The sequence below is a fragment of the Bacteroides graminisolvens DSM 19988 = JCM 15093 genome (assembly GCF_000428125.1).
Taxonomy (GTDB): Bacteria; Bacteroidota; Bacteroidia; order Bacteroidales; family Bacteroidaceae; genus Bacteroides; species Bacteroides graminisolvens.
Map to the genome: position 1 here is coordinate 1 of NZ_KE386628.1, position 300 is coordinate 300.

Sequence of the window (300 nt, forward strand, 5' to 3'; positions counted from 1 at the left end):
GATTAAGCCCAAGATTACGTGCCGTTGCCCTTATCGAGCCGGTCTTATCGTACATCGAAATTATTTCATTTCTGTCAGTCATTGTTATCATTTTTTGCATCAATATATAATTGATGCAAGTTAAACAAATAAATAGTATGCTCTGAAAAATATGAGCAGTGCGCCCTGAATATTCTCGGCTACGCCTCAAATAATCAGGGCGCACTGCTCGGTCTTCTACGGACTGACAGTGGTATACTTTTTAATTATTAGGGTGGTATACTTTTAAGTTATTATATACAACCAGAGAGAGATACAGAG